Origin of the sequence: Sphingobacterium sp. UBA1897 (assembly GCF_002337775.1) — a bacterium.
GTDB lineage: Bacteria > Bacteroidota > Bacteroidia > Sphingobacteriales > Sphingobacteriaceae > Sphingobacterium > Sphingobacterium siyangense.
In genome coordinates, this window is sequence record NZ_DDGR01000031.1 from 177,513 (window position 1) to 196,223 (window position 18,711).

The window sequence follows — 18,711 nt, forward strand, 5'->3', positions numbered from 1 at the left end:
CCCTTATTCATTAAATTTCCTCTTTTGCCTCCTGTATAATATATAAACAATGACAATGATAGCGATGATTGCTAAAATAATGTAATGGGAACCTGAATGTTGGGTTTTATCCTCTGTCGTCTGCGCATATGTAAAATTTGCTACGAAAAGAAGCACCATGAAAATCCACTTCTTGCACATAATAAACGGTTTATTAACTATAGTAGCAAGCTAAGTATTTTTTGCAACAAAGTCAAATTAATTCGGTAAAAAATAAGTTAGATTTTTATGAAATTTTAAGGTATAACCTCTGTTTCTCACATTTGATTCGTTAGGTTCGAAAAATAAAAGGATAGCAGAAGAGCTTTTGTCTTTTTATTCGCTTTTTGGTTCTTTTACCACTAATAAAACACAGCTAATTCAGCTTTTTTACATTGGATATAGCTCCGGATATTGTTTAGGGAATTCGGTAAATGGTCCTAAAAATCGTATCTTGTGAACCTTTGTAAGCGTTTTTAGATATTCAAATCATGTCAAAACTTATCAATTTAACTGTCTTTAGAGAGTTCTTAAAATCCAGCTTTGCTGGCGGAATTATACTTTTTTCCTGTGTTATTCTGGCATTGATCGTAGCAAATACATCATTGTATGCCAGTGTAATGGAATTTCTGAACCGGGAAGTAGGTTTTGAGAGCGGTCATATTCATTTAAAATATTCCTGGTTGTTGTGGCTCAACGATGGTTTGATGGCGATTTTCTTTTTACTGGTGGGCCTCGAGATAAAACGTGAAATTGTAGAGGGTGAACTCTCATCGCCAAGTAAAGCAATTCTGCCCATTTTGGCTGCGGTTGGTGGGGCGCTTTTGCCTGCCATCATTTATTTTGCATTAAATCAGGGAACCGATACTGCAAACGGCTGGGGAATCCCTATGGCAACGGATATTGCATTTGCTTTAGCGGTTATCACGCTTCTGGGAAATAAGGTACCTGCCAGTCTTAAGATCTTTTTGGCTGCGCTAGCGATTGTTGACGACCTACTTGCCATATTGGTTATTGCGATCTTTTATAGCAATGGTATTCATGCGACCTATTTATTTATTGCTTTAGGTATATTTCTGTTTTTGATCGTGTTAAATAAATTGGGCGTTAAAGCGATATGGGCTTACCTGATTCCGGGACTATTTATTTGGTACTTTGTTCACCACTCGGGTATTCATGCAACAATAGCTGGCGTGCTGGTGGCCATGACGCTGCCGACAACACCGGATGCGGAAGAATCTCCCTTGGAAAAACTTGAGCATCTATTGACCAAACCTGTCAATTTCATTATCATTCCTTTGTTTGCATTTGCGAATACGCTTATTCCAATCCATGGGGAAATGATTGGTGGTTTGACTTCAAAATTGGGGATCGGTATTATCCTTGGCCTAATCGCTGGTAAATCAATTGGGATATTTTTGATCTGTTTTATTGCTAAAAAATTGAAGATTGCGCAATTACCGGAAGGGGCTGGCTGGAAACAGATTTTTGGTGTAGGTTTGTTGGGGGGAATCGGTTTCACGATGTCGATCTTCATCTCGATACTATCTTTTGATGATAGCATGCTGATTGAAGAAGCAAAGTTCGCGGTTCTGATCGCTTCTTTATGCGCTGGCTTGCTAGGCTATGTTGTTTTGAGCGCAGTGTCAGCCGCAAAGAAAACAGCGGTTATTGATTAGATTTTGAATAGATAGCAGTCGTATGCTTGGCTTACGGGAATGTGTAGGACAGTTGTTTTTGGTCAAATTAATTACTGATTCTCTCATGGATTATTCCTATCTGGACATCTATTTGAAAGCGGATAACGAGCTATAGGTATTAATTTTAGACTTTTATGAATTAGATTTAGTAATTTAGGGCACAACAATAAAAACAATACGTTGAGATTTGATGAATTTGGCTTTGTTCCAGCTTTGGAAGAAGGTTTAGAAAGTATGATGTTTGAGGAGGCTACGCCGATCCAAGAACAGACCATCCCGATTATTAAAGAGGGAAAAGATATGATTGCCTGTGCACAGACAGGTACAGGTAAAACAGCAGCTTATATGTTGCCGATCCTCGATGCAATAGCACGGAATTCAAGGGAATCTATCCTCGCTATTATCCTTGTTCCGACCCGGGAACTTGCTATGCAAATTGACCAGCAGATTATGGGCATGTCTTATTATACGGGTGCAACATCCATAGCCATTTATGGTGGTGGTGATGGTATGGGGTATGAACAGCAAAAACGGGCCATACGAGAGGGGGTAAATATTATTGTTGCTACGCCGGGAAGGTTGATAAGCCATCTTACCTCCATGAAGATTGATCTCTCTCATTTAAGGCACTTTGTTTTGGATGAAGCCGATAGTATGCTGGATATGGGATTTCAAGACGATATCTTACGTATTGTAAGTTATCTACCGAAGAAAAAGCAGATGCTTTTGTTTTCGGCGACGATGCCGATGAAGATCAGGTCTTTTGCCCGAAAAATTCTGCAAGAGCCTGTGGAAGTCAATATTGCCATTTCTAAACCTTCGGAAGGGATAGATCAACGTGTATATCTTGCCTATGATCAACAGAAAATGGAGCTTCTAAAGAATATACTGAAGGATCCCAACTATGTATCTGTTATTATTTTTGCATCCCAAAAAACTACAGTCAAACTTCTCGCTCAGGAATTACAGAAGCAGGGGATTGATGCGGAGGGTTTCCATTCGGATCTCGAGCAGTCGAAACGGGAAGATATCATGGCCAGATTTCGGTCTCGTCAGGTACGGGTACTGGTAGGGACAGATGTGATATCTCGCGGTATCGATGTGGTGGGGATCAGTTTGGTCGTTAATTACGATGTTCCACCGGATCCGGAAGATTACGTACACCGTATTGGACGTACTGCGCGGGCAGCAACTACAGGAACAGCCATTACCTTTGTCAATGAGAAAGACCAAAACCGTTTCGCTCAGATTGAGAATTTAATAGGTTATCCGATTGAACAACTTCCATTGCCAGAGGGGTTTGAAGCGGGACCTACTTACAATCCTGCCAAAAAGAATCCACAGCATAAGAAGAAGCGTTTCAATAGGAATAAAAATAAAAACTATCAGAAAGCTAAAAGAGCCTGATCTTAAAATACAAAGCCCCCATATGAGAAAAATATGGGGGCTTTGTATTTGAGTATATACTGTATTCAACTATTATTCAACAGTCCATACGGCCAATTCATATCCGTCAGGATCCTGGAACTGAAATCTTTTTCCTCCGGGAAAGCTAAAAATATCTTTTAATATAGTCCCGCCAGCACGGATAATCTGATCACGCGTAGCCTGCAGATCGTCGGCATAGATAACGACGAGAATACTGCCATTTATGGGGTCACCAAGTGTAAAACCACCATCAACATATTTTCCGCCAAAAGCCGTATATGCTGGCCCATAATCCGTAAACTCCCAACCGAAACTCGTTGAGTAGAATGCTTTGGCACGTTCAAGGTCGCTTGATACAAACTCAAGGTATTGGATCTGCTGGTTGACAAATTTGTTTTCTGTACTGCTATTGCTCATAACGGAACTATCTATTTAATGTATATATAATAAATTGCTTGACCGGTTGTGCCGGTTTTGGAATTAAAACCCGAACCGTCTCATAAATATAAGGCTTTGTTGAAAATGACACACATTTTTCTTTTCAACATGTTTTTTCGGGGCTACCTGTTTATCGGGGCTACCTGCTTGGCAAAAGGAGGAAACAATATTCATTTCCCAATCTTCGTTGGACTGGGAAATGAATGGAGGTTGTTAAGCGCTCTTTTTACTGCTGATCCAATACTGCAATAACACAGATGAAACAACCAAAAACAGTCCAACATAGAAGGATAGGTTTAATTCTCTTGCTTCATTAAGAAGTAAAAAAGCAATCAAAATAGCATATACTGGCTCAAGATTTAAGCTTAAGTTCAATGTAAATGCTGATATCTTCTTTAAGATTTCTGTAAATGCGAGATAGACTCCCACAGTGCAACATAAAGATAGGATGATCAGATAGAAAATATCCAGGGCATTGGGAATAAAAGTGCTGATTGGATAGTGCTGAATGTAAAAAGGAAGTAGACATGCCAGCCCTATTGTTCCACCGATCATTTGATAATAGTTAATGCATATTGCATTGTACTTTTTGGTCAATTTTTCATTGTGAACCGCATAGAGTGAGGCAAAAGCCGGAGAAATTATCCCTAAGACTATGCCAAGCTGGTGTGAGGTATCGAAGTGAAATATCAGTGCTATCCCACACAACGTAAGTCCACTCAACAGAAGTTCAGACAATCTGAATTTCGTTTTATTGATCATCGGTGCAAAAATAGCGGTGAAAAAACTTGCCATACAGTAGCAGATCACGCCGATGGAAATGTTTGAATATTTGATGCTAGCATAGAATAATAGCCAGGATGCTGTCAATAGTAGCCCATTTTTTGCAATATGCAGTTTCTCTTTGAACGTAAAATCTGTAGGTATTTTATACCATTTTAGAATAAAAAATAGGATAACGGCAGCTAAAAATACACGGTACCATGTGAGTATCCCCTCGTTGAGTGAAATCACTTTTCCAAATACGCCAGATAGTCCCAGGCACAGCACAGCGAGGTGCAGCATGAAATATGAATGTTTCATAAGAAATTGTCTTCCAGTTCCGTCCATTAAGGACGAAAGGTGTTAAATCATAAAATTGATCGTAAATAAGAAGCACAGCAAATTGGTCCATTTCTGGTATTGGGCTTCAGTAATATAGAGAAAAAATATTACGCTATTGGAGGGGGAAGACAACTCGTTCTATTCATCATATTTGTATTTACCCGAAGATAGGAAATTTTGGGCGCAGCTGCAAAAAAGGAATGAAAAAGCCCCTAGAAAGTCTTTGGTTCTAGGGGCATATATTTAGTCAGTTGCCTTTATTTTGTGATTCTATGGCGTATTTGGCGGTAAAGTATCTGTTCCGCCACCCAGTGCACGGTAAAGATCTATGGCTGCGTTGAGCTTTTCCCGTTTTACTGTAATACGTTCCAAATCATTTTGTAGCGCATTGTTTTGGGCAGTTATCACTTCCAAATAGTTTGCCATCCCACTTTTATAAAGTAAGGCTGCATCAGCGGTGGCTTTGGCGAGGGCATTTGATTTGGCATGGATAAGTTGCAGGCGCTGTTCCGTATGTTTGATTTTTGCCAAGGCATCCGAAACTTCTGAAACTGCAACCATAACCGACTGTTTAAACTGCAATGCTATCTTTTCGCGTTCGATGACCGATATCTCATAGTTTGTTTTTAGAGCACCTTTCTGAAAAATTGGCTGTGCAATATTCCCCGCTATTGTTTTCACAATCGAACCTGGTAGATCAAACCATTTGTTAAATTGAATGGAGTTTGTACCAATGGATGGTGTCAAGCTTAGGGAAGGGTACATCGCTGCTTTGGCGAGTCCCATTCTGCTTGTGGCAGCCACAACCGCGTATTCAGCTGCTCTGACATCTGGTCTGCGGCTCAAGAGTTCGGCCGGCACCCCTGTAGCAAGTCCGTCTCCAACAATCGTATCATCTAAACTTGCTGTACGTTGAATGCCCTGGGGGAAACCTCCGCAAAGAATGCTCAGTGCATTTTCTTCTACAGCCATGTTTTGATGGGCTAGGGGAATCAACAATTCAGCAGTTTTCTTCTGAGCTTCGGCTTGCTCCACGGCAAGCGAACTGACCAGTGATGAGTTGTATTGCAAACGTATCATATTCAGTGTGCTGTCGCTCAATTGAACATTTCTTTGCGCAATCTTAAGCTGCTCATCCAAAGCAATCAGATTATAATAGGACTGGATGACCTGTACAATCACCCGGGTTTTCAGAGCCGATAAATTTTCCTTTTGGCCAAAAAAATTGGCCATAGATTCCTCTTTTTGCATTTTTACCTTTCCCCAGATATCGGCTTCCCAAGACAATCTGAGCGTGGCACTATAATCGTCCATATAAGGTGTCCCGATAAATTGGTCACTCAGCGAGCCATTCAAGGAGTTGCTCGATAACCAGGTTCTATTCGCTCCAACGCTTAAATCAGCTGTTGGCAGTAACCCTTTCTTAGACTGCTTGTACGCGAGTTCCAATTGTTGCATGTTGAGGAGTGCAACATTGACGTCTGTATTGTTGGATAATGCCTTCTCAATGAGTGAGGTCAACAAGGGATCCTGTACAAAGTTACGCCAGGATAGCTGTAGCGTATCAGACGTCAGGACAACCTCGCTGTTTTTGAAATTTTCGGGCATGGCTATCTCCTGACCTGTGTATTTTTTGCCCACACTGCATGCGGACAATAACAGGGAACTGCTTGCGAAAATTGTTATATAGTGATGAAATTTTTTCATTTTAATCGTTTGTATTGTGTACTGTATTGTCCGTAAGCTTTTTACCCGAAACTTTTTCTTGCAAATATTGGAACACCAGGTATAGCAACGGTATGATGATTACCCCAAGGATAACACCGCTTAACATACCCATTGCTGCTCCGGTACTGATGGAATGGTTACCTGTAGCCGTTCCGCCGGTCGCAAACATCAAGGGGACCATACCCGCAATGAAAGCCAATGAAGTCATCAAGATTGGGCGTAGACGAGCTCTTGCGCCTTCTAAAGCCGAATCAATGAGTGAGGAGCCTGCTCTTCTCCGCTGTAAAGCAAATTCAACAATCAAAATGGCATTTTTTGCCAAAAGACCGATGAGCATGATCAAGCCGACCTGGACGTAGATATTGTTGTCCAATCCAATGGCACGTGTTCCTAGGAAAGAACCGATCATACCTGTTGGGATTGATAACAGGACGGCAAGGGGCAATAAATAACTTTCATACTGTGCTGATAGTAAGAAATATACAAATAGTAAGCTTAATGCTAGGATAAGCACAGTCTGATTGCCCGAAGACTTCTCTTCCAAGCTAAGTCCCGTCCATTCGTAGCTATAGTCTCCCGGTAACTTAGTCAATACATTTTTCTCCAATGTTTCCATGATCGCACCATTACTGATACCAGGCGTACTAACCACGTTTATCGTGAGTGAATTGTATAAATTATAACGGGTTACCGACTCAGGACCATAAACTTTACGAAGTGTAACCAAAGTGTTCACCGGAACCATTTGGCCAAGATTATTCTTGACAAATATTTCGTTGAAGGCTTCTTTATCGGTTCTATAGATGCCATCTGCTTTAACTGCTATCCGATAGAATTTACCGAAACGATTGAAATTCAATGATTGGTCACCCGCAAAGTAAGTTTGAACGGACGAAAGCATTTCACTGACATCTACGCCAAGTTGGGCAGCTTTGTCTTCATCTACTTCTAACTCCATCTGTGGATAATCTGCTCTGAACATGGTATAGGCAAACTGTACCCCTGGTTGTTTCATAATCTGCGCAATAACGGAGTCAGACATTGCTTTGAGCTCTACCGGTGATTTACCAGCTCTGTCCTGCAAAACGAGTTCCGCGCCATTCATCATACCATAACCATCAACAGGAGGGGAGCGAAAGGCCATTGCGTTACCTTCTTTGACACTGGATAATTTTTGTGAGATCACTTGGTGAATCTGATCGATATCGTTCATCTCACCACGTTTCTTTTTATCTTTCAGACGTATGAATCCTGTTGCATAGGCTGCGCTGGAGTTGTTACCGATCATATTGAATCCAGTAATACTTGTATGGCTTTCAATAGAAGGGATATCGGCAAGTAGTTTTTCGATTTTTTCTACTGCTTTTGTGGTTCGATCAAGTCCCGTTCCTGGGGGCATTTCCAAACTGTATACAACAAAGTTATCATCTTCCATTGGTACAAAACTTTTGGAAGTGCTTGTCATGAGGTATCCGGCAATGCCAATTGTAGCCAGGATCAAAAGTGCCGAAATCCATTTTTTCTTTGCCAGGAATTTTAATGAACCAACGTATCGGTTGGTCATGTTTTCGAAGCCAGCATTAAACGCTTTGAAAAAACGTTGAGAAAATCCTGTTTTTGGGGTCTGCCCATCGTGATTTTCGGCGTGCGTATTTTTAAGCAATAATGCGCAGAGTGCCGGTGTCAGTGTCAATGCATTGATCGCAGAGATCACAATGGCGATAACAAGGGTATAGGCAAACTGTTTATAAAACATGCCCGATGAACCTGTCATAAATCCAATGGGAATAAAAACTGCACACATGACCAAGGTAATGGAGATTACAGCCCCTGTGATTTCACTCATGGCACTATGGGTAGCCTGCTTACCGGTTAAGTTGGAAGTCTCCATCTTTCCATGTACTGCTTCGACAACGACAATTGCATCATCGACAACGATACCAATGGCGAGTACTAAGGCAAATAACGTCAATATATTGATGGTAAAGCCAAACACCAGCAGGAAGAAAAAAGTACCTACGATGGCTACCGGAACTGCGATTGCTGGAATAATAGTCGACCGTATATCCTGCAGGAACAAAAATACAACGAGGAAAACCAAAATGAAGGCTTCAATCAATGTCGAACGTACTTGTGCCGTACTTTCATCCAAGCGTTCTTTGGTACTGATCAATTTAAAAATCTTGATCCCAGGAGGGAAAGAGCGTTGTGCTATTTCAATCTGTTTATCGATTCCGATTTCAATTTCATTGGCGTTGGAGCCTGATGTCTGGAATATACCAATGGTAACTGTATTGAGGCCGTTATTTTGCGAATTACCACTATAACTGATCGAGCCAAACTCGATACGTGCCACATCCTTTAAGCGTACGATCTGAACGTCATTGTTTTTGACGATAATGTTTTCATACTGTTCAGGAAGGTTCTTTTTCCCTTTATAGCGTATGACATATTCCAGTGGTGCTTTTGATTCTTCCCCTAATTTTCCAGGTGCAGATTCCAAACTTTGTTTGGAAATTGCAGCAATGACTTCTTGTGGCACAAGTCCATAACTCGCCATTTTTTGCGGATTCAACCATACACGCATCGAATAGTCTTTGGAACCGAATACCATAGCCTGACCAACGCCAGGTACACGCTTGATCTGTGGGATCAAGTTGATGTTCACATAATTCTGTAAAAATAGTTCATCATATTTTTTATTATCTTCTGTATAGATATTAAATATCATGATCATACTATTTTGTTGCTTGGAGGTCGTTAATCCCATTCGGACAACTTCCTGTGGCAGGATAGGAGTAGCCTGTTGTACTCTGTTTTGCACATTAACGGCTGCCTGATCTGGATTTACACCTGCTTTAAAGACAATGCGTACAGAGAATGTACCGTCATTACTTGCAGTAGATGTAATGTATTCCATGTCCTCCACACCATTGATTTGCTCTTCAAGGGGTGTAACAACTGATCTCAATACTGTTTCGCTATTTCCTCCGGGATAGCTTCCGGTAACTTGAACCGTGGGCGGGGCGATATCCGGGAATCGCGTTTGAGGCAGCCTAAAAAGACCGATGACCCCCAGTATGACAAATATGATAGATATAACAGTTGCCAAAACTGGCCTGTCAATAAATTTCTTTAACATTTTAGTTTAAATTTTATAAAGCTTTTAGTACCGTTTTTTTCCAAAAGTGAATACTGAATGTATAGGCTTGTTGCCTTGCCTTTCTTTGAGCAGTTCAGCTTTTGCTATACCTGCTATCCTTGTTACATGGTGGATTTTTTAGTCGGTTGAACTTGCATTCCATCATTAAGCATATCAATTCTATTCATAACGATTTTTTCACCAGCTGTGAGTCCCGATTTTAGTAAATAGGCGTTAGCGGTATTTCCTGCAATTTCAATCTGTTTCATGGAAATTTTATTTTTCTCACCAATAACATAAACGAAATAGCGGTCTTGAATATCCTTGACAGCGGCCATAGGTACCAACAATACGTTTTCATGCGCTTTTTTCAAGATTACTTTTGCTGAGCCACCCGAACGGAGAATTTTTTCGGGATTGATGAAACTTGCTTTAAGTGCCATGCTTCCTGTTGTTCTGTCGATGTTACCACTGGCTAACTCTACTTTCCCCGAATGGTTGTATGCTGTTCCATCAGCCAGTAAGAGCGTTGCTTGTTGATTGGATGATTTGTTATTCTGATCTTTGATAAAGGCTATAAAGTCGGCCTCACTCAATGAAAAATACACATTTACGGTATTGATTTCAGATAGCGTTGTTAAAGGTGTCGCATCTGCTGCGGTAATTAAATTTCCGATCCGATTAGGAATACGGCCGATATAACCACTCACTGGCGCATTGATCAACGTAAATTTGGCATTTATTTGAGATGAACCGAGTGCAGCTTGTGCTTGTGCTACCTGTGCTTTAGCTGCAGCATAATTGGCCTCTGCAGTTTTTAACTGTAATTCGGTATACACTTTACCTTCAACAAGTGGTTTGATTTTTTCAATCTCCAATTTAGCGTTTTGTTCTGCCGATAAAGCAGCTTGGTAAGCTGCCTTGCTGTTGTTTACTTGTTCGTTGTAGACATCAGCTTTTATTTTGAAAAGGGGTTGACCCTGGGATACATAGTCTCCTTCTTTGACATAAATCTGCTCGAGATACCCCGTTACCTGCGCTTTGACATCGACGTTGACGGTCCCCTCTAATGTACCAGGATATTTTTTTTCGGTCTCCGCGTGGGTAGGAGATAATTCGATAAAGTCAACAGTAACTGCCTGCTCTTGCGGTTGTTCTTGGTTGCCTCCACAGGACGATAATAATGCTGCTGCTGTAATAAGTGTAAGGAAAGGTTTTAAAGTCATCGTTCTTTGTGCCATTTTATCATTTTATAATGAAACAAAGAAAAGAATTCTTTTAAGCCGTAAGGCAAAGAAATCTACCGAGACGTTACAATTGCTTACTGAAACGTATCAGTGATGATCTGAATTTTACGATATTAAATGGTCCGATCCGATTGTGTTGGAAATATTGGTCTTACCGATTGACATCCCCTTCTTCATCGCGAAAAACTTACTTTACCTTTCTGACGAAAAAAGGAGTAAGCGGATCAGTTTTAATATTAATAGTCTAACCAATTTTTTAGCAGTTGAGCCTTTTCTCTGCTCACAAGGATTTCCACTTGATCGTTATTTTTAATTTCTATTTTTAGTTTTCCGTTGAAGTGGTTATGTAATCTTTTGATCGCATCTATATGCACAATGAATTGCCTGTTGGCGCGAAAAAATACTTTTGGATTTAATTGCTGTTCGAGTTCTTCCATTGTTTGAGGGACAATTTCGACAGTGCCACATTTGAGTTGCGCATGGGTAAGTTTAAATTCGGAGTAGAAGTATAATATCTCTTCAACAAGAACGGTTTTATAGCCGTCTTTGAATGGAATTAGAAAGCGTGAGCGAAAATCTTTCGGATAGATAAAATCCAATAAACCTTGAAGCGGTTGTTGGTTGATCTGGAGATCTTTTTGATAGTCAAGTTTTTGGATGGCGTTTTCCAGCTCTGTTTTTTCTACAGGCTTAAGCAAATAATCTATGCTATTGAATTTAAAGGCCCTCACAGCGTATTCGTCAAATGCTGTTGTAAATATGATTGGGCAATCTATTTTTATAGTCTCTAATATTTCAAAGCTTAAACCATCGGATAGACGAATATCCATCATCACCAGGTCGGGAAGTTCATTGCCATTGAACCAGTTGATGCTATCAGCGATATTATCCAGCACATCTAAAATAACGATGGATGGCTTTATTTCCTTCAAAAGTCGTTTTAAACGATCGGCATTGAGTTTTTCGTCCTCGATGATTAATACTTTGGTTATATTCATTATGCTTGCGCTAAAAGTGGGAGGATAACGTTAAATGTTTTGCCATCATTCTTTATTTGCAGTTTTAAGTTGGATAGCAAATCGTATCTCTTAATGATGTTTGAAATCCCGATTCCCGATGATTCGGATACATTCTCAATAGGGATTAATATATTTTCAACAACAAGTTGATTCTGGGAGTTGGTGTATACCTTTATTTTCAGCGGTTTTTTCTTATTTGTCTGATTATGCTTTAATGCATTTTCTACCAATAATTGTAAGGTAAGGGGAGGTAATTGGCAATTGCGTTTGGCGGGATTGACGTTTATTTCGAAGTTTACGCCATCGCCAAATCGGTTTTTGATGAGAAATATGTATGAATTTAGAAAGTTGAGTTCTTCTTCGAGTGAGATAATGTCCTTTTTGGAATTGACAAGAAGGTAGCGATATATTTTGGAGAAGTTTTCTGCATATTCATAGCCTAATTGTTGGTCTTCGAGGATGATTTCTGAGAGCACGCTCAGGTTATTAAAGACAAAATGGGGGTCGATCTGTAATTTTAACGATTGAAGTTCTGTTTCAAGAATGACCTGATCGAGCTTTGCTGCGCGCATGGATTCATTCTTCCAGTTGGTGATCAAATGACTACCAATATTGATCCCCATTATCATCAACGCAATCAATACACTGATTGTAATGTTTTGAATCATCCCCCTTTTTTCCTCCAAAGATGGGGCTATAGTAACATTTTGAGGTCCAAAATAATATTTGGAAATCAGGTACTCCAGCAGTAAATTGATAAAGAGTACTGCAAAAAGGTTGATGACGGTTTCAAGTAGAAGTCGCTCTGTCGGACTATCTTTCCAGGTTAAGAACTTATTAAGCTTGTCATGGACAATGATACTAAATTCGGAAATGATAAAGCTGTAAATGATCGTAAATGTCCATTCACCGAGTATTTCGAACATATTCCGTTTAAAATAGCCATCCCAGCAAGTCGAGAAAGGATCAATAATATAGGCGACGAGATAAATAAGCAGAAAGGACAGAAAGGTAAATATCAGCCTTTTTTTATTTGTACTAATTAGAGTCTTATCGTTTTTATAGATCGCTATATCCTGCATTCTTTTAACTTATATGTATCGGTGAAATCTATGCAAATTTCGTAATTCCTTTTAGTATTGGACGACAAATTTCTGCTGAAGCGTATAAAGCCCCGACTGAAATATCAATTTGATGTACTCAGACGTATATTGACGAAGGTCGATAGATTATCTTGCCTTGGCATATCAGAATATACTTTTTTATGAAATTCGGATGTTCTGTTTTTTAATGGATTGTAAATCTTGTTGTTATTGGTTTTTTGTTATCGGTTGATCTAACAGTGTCAAAGAATGACTTTGGAGATGGGGTTCGTTTTTAGCTATAAACAGAAAGGCTTGACATCATTTCGTCAAGCCTTTCTGTTTTATTGAGGTAACTATTTTTTCGATGTGTTATCCTGTAAATTATTTTGGCTCTTGATGTGTTGTTGGTGTATGGATAATATCGAAATAGATTGTTTTGTCATTAGCGTTTGGATAAACTCTATACGTGAATTCTTTCTTCGTTAATACGGTAATATCAACCACACGAGTAAACAATGTTTCACCAGCAGCATTTTTAGCAACAATTGTTCTCGTTTTACCATCTGCAGATACGGTCCAGTCGCCGTGCATTTTGGGAGAATTGTCAAGATTGAACATTGTAAATGTACCGTCAGATTTGAAATAAGCAAATCCTACAAAATTTGACACGTTAGCATCTGTTAACACTACACTTTCTCCTTTATTATTCTTTGCGTTTGTTGTTTCCCAGGGTGTACTGGCTAATATTTCACTTGGTGTAAGCTGTGGTTCAACAACAGTTTCGTCATCTTTACTGCAGCTCATCGCTACTAACGTGCTTAAGGCGATACATACCGCTAATGCAATTTTTTTTAAATCTCTCATTTTATAAAATTTATATGATGTCACAAAAGTAATCGCATTGTTTCAGCTGCATTTGTCTCTTTTATTCCAAGGTTTGAAGGATTTATAAATTGAATGAGATCGCGTTGTAGAAGAAGGTTAAACAAAAGAAAAAGCTTGCTTTTAATTTGCTTTGAAGTATGCTTCACATGGAAACAAATTAAAGGTGATGGAAGAATGCGCTTCGGATAAAAATAAAACAGGGGACCCTAAAGCCCCCCATCTACCAGATATGTATAATAAAATTAGAAAATTGCTTTTTTTACAGCATTAGTTGTTGCTCCATCCACCACCTAATGAACGATACAGGTCAACAACTGCAGAAAGCTCCGCTTTTTTTACCTGAGCAAGTTCGAGCTCACTTTGCAAGATATTGCTTTGTGCTGTAATTACTTCCAAGTAAGTGGCCATTCCTGTTTCAAATAAAAGATTGGCGTGCTTCGTTGCTTCCTTTAGACGCGTCGTTCTATCCGAAGTAATTTTTTGTTTTTCTTTCAATTTTTGAATTGAAATTAAAGCATCGGAAACTTCTCCAGCTGCTGAGATTACTTTTTGCTTGAAGATCAATACGTTCTTTTCTTGTTCGACACGTGCCAGTTCATATTGAGTTTTCAATTCCTTCCGCTGTAAAATTGGCTGCGTAATACTTCCTGTAATTGCCCCAAATAATGAAGCTGGTAAGTTGAACCAATTGCTTGCCTTGAATGCATTTACTCCTGCTTCGGCGCTAATAACCAAGGAAGGATACATCCGTGCCTTTGCGTATTGTTGATAAGCTTGTGAAGCTGTAATAGCCAGTTCAGCTTGTTTTACATCCGGACGATGACTTAACAAATCGGCTGGGACGCCAGTTGCTAATTCTTCGGGGAATTGAATATTCGACAATTTCTCCGCTATTTTAATTTCCTGCGGGAGTTTTCCGCTAAGAATTTGAATGGCATTTTCCTGAATACGGATCTGTTGTTCAAAGTCTGGGATCAAGGCAGCTGCAGACAATCGCTGCGCATCGACCTGTTCCAACGCAAGCAGCGTAATGTCACCAACTTCATATTGTTGCTGGACAATGCGTAAAGTTGTATCGCTCAATTGCAAGTTTTGTTTGGCGATATCACGCAATTGATAAAGCATCAGTAGTTGATAATAACCTTGTGCAACTTGTGCAATTAATTGGGTTTGAATTACTTTTTTCGCTTCTTCTGTCTGTAGATAGGAAGCTAAAGCAGCGATATTTTGGTTTTTGATTTTACCCCATATGTCGGCCTCCCAGGATAAACCTAAGGATGCCGTATAATCTTCCACATGGTGTTGGCCTAAAAACTGCCCCAGGCTCAATCCATTCATACTATTATTGGATGGGTTGGTGCTATTTCCGCGGATCTGTAGTTGGGCCGTGGGAAGATAGTTAGCTTTTGCTTGTTTCAGGCTCAGTTGAGACGCTTCTATATTTTTTAGTGCCAGTTGCATATCTAAGTTATGTTGTATCGCACTATCGATCAAGGTTTGTAAGACTTGATCCTTAAAAAAATCACGCCATGGAATAGAACCTATGCTAGTTTCCTGCGGAGCTTTAGCCTGGTCACGGTACTGTTCGGGTAAGTTGGGGGCAAGGTGTTGATTGCTGACCAACTTATCTGTTTTGCAAGACCATGCGACAAAAGATAAGATGAAAACCGTCAGTAATTTTGATTTACTATTCATATATTTAAATGCTGTCATGATATACTAATTGTTTGTATGCACGGGTATTTCCAACGAAACGGCATTGTTTTCATGTTGTTTTTGCTTTGGAGAGCCTCCTATTTTCTCTTGGATAAATTGGAAGAAAATAAAGAGAATAGGGATAATAAAGAGCCCTAAAACTACTCCAGTGAACATCCCGCCCGCAGCGGCAATACTGATTGAGTGATTTCCTTGCGCTGATGGACCTACCGCTGTCATCATTGGAATCATACCAACGATAAAAGCTAAAGAAGTCATAATAATAGGTCTCAAACGTAATCTCGCTGCTTTAAGTGCGGCACTAGGAATTGATAGTCCCTGTTTGCGCCCTTGGATGGCAAATTCTACGATCAGAATGGCATTTTTGGCCAATAATCCAATCAACATAACGAGTGCGACTTGTACATAGATGTTGTTGGCAATATCAGTGAAGCTAATTGCTGCGAAGACCCCAAATATACCTGTAGGAATGGAGAGAATAACCGCCAATGGAATGATATAGCTTTCATATTGTGCCGCAAGCAGAAAATAAACGAATATCAGACAGAGAATAAAAATCAATGTGGATTGGCCTCCGGAGACAATTTCTTCTTTAGTCATACCTGAGAACTCATAAGTAAATCCGGTCGGCAATTGTTGTTTTGCAACTTCTTCAACTGCACGGATAGCATCCCCGGAACTATATCCTGGTTTTGGTATCGCATTTATTCCAATCGAATTAAATAAGTTGTAACGAGATGCTGTTTCCGGACCATATACACGTTCTAATTTGACTAATGTATTGATTGGAACCATGTCTCCCAATCTGTTTTTTACAAAAATACCGTCCATTGAAGTTGGTTCACTTCTATCCTTGGCATCAGCTTGAACCATCACACGATAATACTTTCCAAAACGATTAAAATCTGAGGCTTGGGCACTACCAAAATAGGCTTGCATAGTTTGTAAAATGCTTTTTGTGCTTACGCCAAGTTGTTCTGCTTTGATATCATCTACCTGGAGTTCATATTGTGGATAATCCGCTTTAAAGGTTGTGAAAGCCATCATAATTTCTGGACGTTTCATCAATTCGCCAATAAACTTTTGGCCTATGCCACTGAATTTTCCGAGTTGTCCACCGGTCCGGTCCTGCAGTACCATATCCAGACCATCCACGTTACTGAATCCTGGGACAGTAGGGAAGGTAAAGACAAAGAAATTTGCGCCTTTGATATTTGCCAATCGCTGATTGACATCGGCCATAATAGCATTGATGTCTTTTATCTTACCACGTTCTTCATGTGGTTTGAGGAGGATAAATGCAACACCTGCTGATGGACTTGTGGACTGTGTCAAAATATTGAAACCGGCAAGTACATTTAAAGTTTTGGTAAAATCAGCATGTTGAAGTTGTTTCTCTGCTTCGGCTAATGCACCAGAGGTACGATCCAAAGAAGCACCTGCCGGCATAGATAAGGATACAGCAATGAATCCTTGATCCTCTGATGGGATGAATCCAGTAGGTGTTTTACGGATCATAAATACAGTCAAAAGTAGGGTAATTCCCAATCCTGCAAATGCAACCCACTTATAACGGATCAAGAAGCGTAAACTACCTAAATAATTCTTCGTCAACCGATCAAATCCAACATTGAATCCAGCAAAGAAACGTTCCTTGAAATTAAGGCTTTTAGCGTCAGAATGACCATGATGCGTTGGTTTTAAGAAGAGCGCACATAACGCAGGACTTAGTGTCAAGGCATTGATTGCTGAAATAACGATTGCAATCGCCAGGGTGAAAGCAAATTGTCGGTAAAACACCCCGGTAGAGCCTTCCATAAAGCCGATGGGAAGGAATACGGCAGACATCACCAATGTAATCGAGATGATGGCGCCTGTGATTTCACTCATGGCAGATGTCGTAGCAAGCTTAGGCGGGAGATTTTCATGCTCCATCTTGGCATGAACAGCCTCCACAACCACAATCGCGTCATCGACGACAATCCCAATGGCTAGCACCAGAGCAAACAAAGTCAGTAGGTTGATTGAAAAGCCGAAGAGCTGCATGAAGAAAAATGTTCCCACGATGGCTACCGGTACCGCAATCGCTGGTATCAATGTCGATCTAAAATCTTGAAGGAATAGAAAGACAACTAAAAATACCAGTATAAATGCTTCAACTAGTGTATGTTTTACTTGGTCAATAGATTGATCAAGTGCATCTTTTGTGTTGTATAAAACGAGATATTTGACACCTTTTGGAAAGCTTAAAGAGGCTTTCTCCATGAATTTTTGAATGGCAATCTGAATTTCATTTGCATTCGAACCTGCAAGCTGCATTACCCCAATATTCAATCCTGCTTTACCGTTGATGCGCGTATGACTCGCATAGGTATAAGATCCCAGTTCGACACGAGCGACGTCTTTGAGTTTTAGTACAGAACCGTCTGTATTGGAGCGGATAATAATATTTTCGTAATCACTTGGCTGGTTGAGTTTACCTTTATATTTGATTACAAATTCAAAAGCTTCACGGCTGCTCTCTCCGAATTTACCCGGAGCAGCTTCGACGTTTTTATCTTGGATGGCGGCCATTACTTCCTCAGGCGTTAATTTATAGGTCGCCATTTGATTTGGATTGAGCCATACGCGCATGGAGTAGTCTTTGCTACCACCAAATGGCAATGCTTGTCCAACCCCAGGTATCCGTTTCAGTTCAGGAATAATATTGATCTGGGCGTAATTGGTAATAAAGGTCTGATCGTATTTACTCTGATCTTCCGTATAAAGATCCAATACCATGATCAAGCTGTTTTGCTGTTTTGCCGTGGTGATCCCGGCTTGTACAACCTCAGCCGGCAATTGGCTGGTTGCTTGAGCCACACGATTTTGGACGTTTACAGCAGCTTGGTCAGGGTCTGTACCAAGTTTAAAATATACCGTAATCATTAACGAACCGTCGTTGCTGGCGGTAGAGCTCATGTAGCTCATATTTTCAACACCGTTGATTGACTCTTCGAGTGAGGGGGCTACGGCACGAAGGACCGTTTCGGCATTTGCCCCAGGATATAATGCCGTTACTTGCACTGCGGGCGGTGCAATATCGGGAAACTGCTGCAATGGCAGTTTGAGGATACCAATCACCCCCAATATGACAAGTAATATGGAGATAACGGTAGCAAGTACAGGTCTTTCTATAAATTTCTTAAGCATGTGATTTTC

At 40.2% G+C, this 18,711-nt stretch carries 12 protein-coding genes; 2 read left to right on the forward strand and 10 right to left on the reverse strand.

Annotated elements, in window-relative coordinates; translation table 11 throughout:
• Positions 1-509: 509 nt before the first annotated feature.
• The gene (gene nhaA / locus B4N43_RS21455; RefSeq protein WP_075993260.1) at positions 510-1,697 is read left to right on the forward strand and encodes a Na+/H+ antiporter NhaA; all 1,188 of its coding nucleotides are present in this window, start codon (positions 510-512) and stop codon (positions 1,695-1,697) included.
• Between the two features lie 201 nt (positions 1,698-1,898).
• Complete coding sequence (locus B4N43_RS21460; protein ID WP_075993259.1) at positions 1,899-3,125, forward strand: DEAD/DEAH box helicase; 1,227 nt, start codon at positions 1,899-1,901, stop codon at positions 3,123-3,125.
• A gap of 72 nt (positions 3,126-3,197) precedes the next feature.
• On the opposite strand, the gene B4N43_RS21465 is transcribed toward B4N43_RS21460, so the two are convergent.
• The 10 genes from B4N43_RS21465 to B4N43_RS21510 all read right to left on the reverse strand — a co-directional run bounded on the left by B4N43_RS21465 (position 3,198) and on the right by B4N43_RS21510 (position 18,702).
• Entirely contained in the window at positions 3,198-3,563 is a 366-nt protein-coding gene (locus tag B4N43_RS21465) for a VOC family protein (RefSeq protein WP_075993258.1), read from the reverse strand.
• Between the two features lie 234 nt (positions 3,564-3,797).
• Positions 3,798-4,667, reverse strand: a complete 870-nt coding sequence (locus tag B4N43_RS21470) for a DMT family transporter (protein WP_115045744.1) — start codon at positions 4,665-4,667, stop codon at positions 3,798-3,800.
• Between the two features lie 291 nt (positions 4,668-4,958).
• The gene (locus tag B4N43_RS21475; protein WP_075993257.1) at positions 4,959-6,395 is read right to left on the reverse strand and encodes an efflux transporter outer membrane subunit; all 1,437 of its coding nucleotides are present in this window, start codon (positions 6,393-6,395) and stop codon (positions 4,959-4,961) included.
• A gap of 1 nt (position 6,396) precedes the next feature.
• Complete coding sequence (locus B4N43_RS21480) at positions 6,397-9,558, reverse strand: efflux RND transporter permease subunit (RefSeq protein WP_075993256.1); 3,162 nt, start codon at positions 9,556-9,558, stop codon at positions 6,397-6,399.
• A 122-nt stretch (positions 9,559-9,680) separates the two neighbouring features.
• Positions 9,681-10,799, reverse strand: a complete 1,119-nt coding sequence (locus tag B4N43_RS21485; protein WP_248931936.1) for an efflux RND transporter periplasmic adaptor subunit — start codon at positions 10,797-10,799, stop codon at positions 9,681-9,683.
• 242 nt (positions 10,800-11,041) lie between these two features.
• A complete protein-coding gene (locus B4N43_RS21490) occupies positions 11,042-11,803 on the reverse strand; it encodes a LytR/AlgR family response regulator transcription factor (RefSeq protein ID WP_075993255.1) in 762 nt (253 codons plus the stop codon).
• A complete protein-coding gene (locus B4N43_RS21495) occupies positions 11,803-12,906 on the reverse strand; it encodes a sensor histidine kinase (RefSeq protein WP_075993254.1) in 1,104 nt (367 codons plus the stop codon). The genes B4N43_RS21490 and B4N43_RS21495 overlap by 1 nt, the downstream gene beginning before the upstream one ends.
• Before the next feature lie 384 nt (positions 12,907-13,290).
• Positions 13,291-13,773 carry a DUF4822 domain-containing protein gene (locus tag B4N43_RS21500; protein WP_075993253.1) on the reverse strand — a complete coding sequence of 161 codons (483 nt, stop codon included), beginning with the start codon at positions 13,771-13,773 and terminating at the stop codon, positions 13,291-13,293.
• Between the two features lie 288 nt (positions 13,774-14,061).
• Positions 14,062-15,489, reverse strand: a complete 1,428-nt coding sequence (locus B4N43_RS21505) for an efflux transporter outer membrane subunit (protein WP_120332956.1) — start codon at positions 15,487-15,489, stop codon at positions 14,062-14,064.
• Between the two features lie 24 nt (positions 15,490-15,513).
• Positions 15,514-18,702, reverse strand: coding sequence for an efflux RND transporter permease subunit (locus B4N43_RS21510; RefSeq protein ID WP_286736147.1), 3,189 nt, complete (start codon positions 18,700-18,702; stop codon positions 15,514-15,516).
• Positions 18,703-18,711: the final 9 nt, after the last annotated feature.

Coding starts and splice junctions, on each gene's coding strand:
- B4N43_RS21470 (WP_115045744.1), bottom strand. CDS start 4,667: ATGAAACATTCATATTTCATGCTGCACCTCGCTGTGCTGTGCCTGGGA.
- B4N43_RS21495 (WP_075993254.1), bottom strand. CDS start 12,906: ATGCAGGATATAGCGATCTATAAAAACGATAAGACTCTAATTAGTACA.
- B4N43_RS21480 (WP_075993256.1), bottom strand. CDS start 9,558: ATGTTAAAGAAATTTATTGACAGGCCAGTTTTGGCAACTGTTATATCT.
- B4N43_RS21485 (WP_248931936.1), bottom strand. CDS start 10,799: ATGGCACAAAGAACGATGACTTTAAAACCTTTCCTTACACTTATTACA.
- B4N43_RS21465 (WP_075993258.1), bottom strand. CDS start 3,563: ATGAGCAATAGCAGTACAGAAAACAAATTTGTCAACCAGCAGATCCAA.
- B4N43_RS21475 (WP_075993257.1), bottom strand. CDS start 6,395: ATGAAAAAATTTCATCACTATATAACAATTTTCGCAAGCAGTTCCCTG.
- B4N43_RS21500 (WP_075993253.1), bottom strand. CDS start 13,773: ATGAGAGATTTAAAAAAAATTGCATTAGCGGTATGTATCGCCTTAAGC.
- B4N43_RS21505 (WP_120332956.1), bottom strand. CDS start 15,489: ATGAATAGTAAATCAAAATTACTGACGGTTTTCATCTTATCTTTTGTC.
- nhaA (WP_075993260.1), top strand. CDS start 510: ATGTCAAAACTTATCAATTTAACTGTCTTTAGAGAGTTCTTAAAATCC.
- B4N43_RS21490 (WP_075993255.1), bottom strand. CDS start 11,803: ATGAATATAACCAAAGTATTAATCATCGAGGACGAAAAACTCAATGCC.
- B4N43_RS21510 (WP_286736147.1), bottom strand. CDS start 18,702: ATGCTTAAGAAATTTATAGAAAGACCTGTACTTGCTACCGTTATCTCC.